The organism is Micromonospora sp. M51, from assembly GCF_018070305.1.
Lineage (GTDB): Bacteria > Actinomycetota > Actinomycetes > Mycobacteriales > Micromonosporaceae > Micromonospora > Micromonospora parva.
Genome location: NZ_JAGPXZ010000844.1, coordinates 1 through 2434, shown reverse-complemented (window position 1 = coordinate 2434; position 2434 = coordinate 1). Strand labels below are relative to the sequence as shown.

General features: G+C 71.3%; 2 protein-coding genes and 1 pseudogene. 1 reads left to right on the top strand and 2 read right to left on the bottom strand.

Annotated elements, in window-relative coordinates; translation table 11 throughout:
- Positions 1-278 (bottom strand): annotated as a pseudogene (locus KBX53_RS29640) (hypothetical protein); the annotation flags it as partial.
- A 245-nt stretch (positions 279-523) separates the two neighbouring features.
- On the opposite strand from KBX53_RS29640, the gene KBX53_RS29635 reads away from it, so the two are divergent.
- Positions 524-940, top strand: coding sequence for a helix-turn-helix domain-containing protein (locus KBX53_RS29635; RefSeq protein WP_030329791.1), 417 nt, complete (start codon positions 524-526; stop codon positions 938-940).
- Between the two features lie 51 nt (positions 941-991).
- Here the strand turns inward: KBX53_RS29635 and KBX53_RS29630 are convergent, their stop codons facing one another.
- On the bottom strand, positions 992-1915 hold the full coding sequence (locus tag KBX53_RS29630; RefSeq protein ID WP_210862943.1) for a hypothetical protein: 924 nt from the start codon (positions 1913-1915) through the stop codon (positions 992-994).
- Positions 1916-2434: the final 519 nt, after the last annotated feature.

The following is a 2434-nucleotide window of genomic DNA, read 5'->3' as shown; positions in this document are numbered from 1 at the left end:
GCGTTCCAGGAGATGTCCACCAGCAGCTTCTTCACCTCGGCGTGCCGGACGGCGGCGTTGTGTTGCAACGCCATCCGGGCACCGAGCACTACCGCGACCAGCGTGGTGGTGATGGTGCCGGTGGCGGCCAGCACCTGCAGTCCGGTAGCGGAGTCGGTGCGGAGCACCAGGACCAGCAACCAGATCCAGAACGCGGCCGCGAAGACGCCGGCCTTGGCGACGAAGAAGAGGCTCACCGCACCAGGCTGGTACGGCTGGGGGCGACTCGGTTCGGCCATGGTGCTCCTCGGCGGTGGTCCGGTCGGACGCGGCAGGCAAAGACCCATGTCGGGACGGGGACCGAGCCTAAACGAGAACGATGATGATCGCTGGATGCAATTTTCGTTCTGCACACACGCATGCAGAGAAAAGTCTCATCCACGGGACAGTTTGTGCGGTCAGTCAATTGTTTCCGGCTGTGGGCGTACTACCCTCGAAAGGCGCATCGTCCCGGTGCTCCGGCGGGAGGGGAAGACACACAGGGATGGGATCAGCCGAGGTATCACCGCAGATGGCCTTCGCCCGCTTCGTCCGGCGCGCCATCGATGACGCTCGTGACGAACGTGGCTGGACCGTGACTGATCTTGCCTCGCACACGGGCGTGGGACGCTCCACAGTGTTCCGCTGGCTGGCCGGTGACTGGCAGGACTATCCCGAGTTGGCCAAGGTGCGCGGTTTCTGCGCCGCCCTGGATCTGCCGGTCGCCGCCGCGTTCCGCGCGCTCGGGCTGCCCGACGCCGGCCCCGCACCCCGCCGACGCCACGACGACGGCCCGGTCGAGGCCGACGTCCGGGCCATCCTCGACCGGCTGGCCGACCCCACGGTCCCCGCCGAGGAGAAGCACCACATCCGCGACCTGCTCCGCTACCTGGCCCGCCGCCCCATCCGCCGAGCCGGCTAACCCCACCCTCCCCTCCCCCTTCGGAGGGCGGTGGGGCGGGGATGGGTGGGATTAGGGGGTGGTGAGGGTGAATTCGGCGGTTTGAACTTTGGCGTTCACCTGGAAGTCGAGGTAGAGGCGGTAGCGGCCCGGGCCGGGAATGGTCAGCCAGAACTTGATCTGACCGTCCACCAGTTCGGTCTCCGGGTGCACGTGCAGGTAGCCGAGATCGCCCTCGCGCAACGCCACCAGGTGCCCGTACGCCCCGAGGTACCGCTGCAGCTCGGCGGCACCACCGGCACCGTCGACCCGGAAGGTCAGCGGCACTGTCGTCCCGGGCTGCGGGGTGCCCTGGAAGCCCACTGTGAAGCCGTCCACCGTCGTCGAGGTGGCCGGCCCCGGCAGTGGACGGGGTCGGTAGTCGCCGGGCGCGACCAGGTCCGTGCCGAGGGTCACAGCGGTCTGCGCGCCGTCGTCGGCAACCACCGTGAAGTCGGCGTACGCCCGCCAGACCCCGGGCTGGGGGAGGGTCAACGGCACCAACCAGGTGCCGTCCGCCGCCATTGTCGGGTGCAGGTGCTGGTAACCGGTCAGGTCCCGCCGGACGACGATGAGGTGCATCGGCTTGTCGTGCACGATGGCGAACCGGGTGACCGGCCGGCGTTGCGCGTCGCGCACCTGGAAGCGCAGCTGACCGGCGCGGCCCGCCGCGAACTCGGTGCCCAGGGGGGCCAGGGTGAGCCCGGCCGAGCTGACCGCCAGACCGCCCGCCTCGGTGGGCGCGCCCTGATCGGCGCCCGTGGCGGAGCCGTGGTTGTGCGGCGCGACACCCGGCGGATCGGTGTGCTCGGCCGCCAGCGACGGGCTGCCGGTGGTGGTGCCGGTGGCGTTGAGCCGGCCGAGGCCGAAGCCGAGCAGCACCGCGAGCACCAGCCCGCCAACCACCAGCGCCAGCCGGAGAGTGCTCCGGTCCGGCCCGGCGGGAACCTCGTCGATGACCGGAGCCGCAGACACCGGGTCCGGGACCGGCACCGCGGAGAGCTGCTCAGGCACCGCCAGCGCCCAGCGGGTGGCCGGCGGTCACGTCAATGACGGCGTCGACGCCGCAGGTGACGGGCTGCTGGTCGGTCATGCTGCCCACGTTACCGCCGCCGGCGGCAGGGCCAGGCCGACGCCCGGACGGCGTGGCGACTGTCGCATTCACCGGTGCCCGGGAACTTTCCGCCGCCCGACCGAGCGAAGCTGCGCCATCAACGCCACGGCACCGCCTGCCGTCATCGTCACCGTCACCGGCGACAGCAACGACGACGACAGCGACAGCGACGGCGACGGCAACAGCGGCAGCGACGGCGACGGCGCCGGCAACAGCGGCAGCGGCAGCGGCAGCGGCAGCGGCAGCGGGGTCAGCCGGCCACGGCGAGGGCGAGCGGGAGCACGTCGGTCGCGCCGGCCCGGCGCAGCGCACGGGCCACCAGCGTCATCGTCCAGCCCGAGTCGATCAGGTCGTCGACGAGC

Bases quoted from the DNA above. Each gene is read 5' to 3' on its own strand.
- KBX53_RS29635 (WP_030329791.1), top strand. From the start codon at position 524: ATGGGATCAGCCGAGGTATCACCGCAGATGGCCTTCGCCCGCTTCGTC.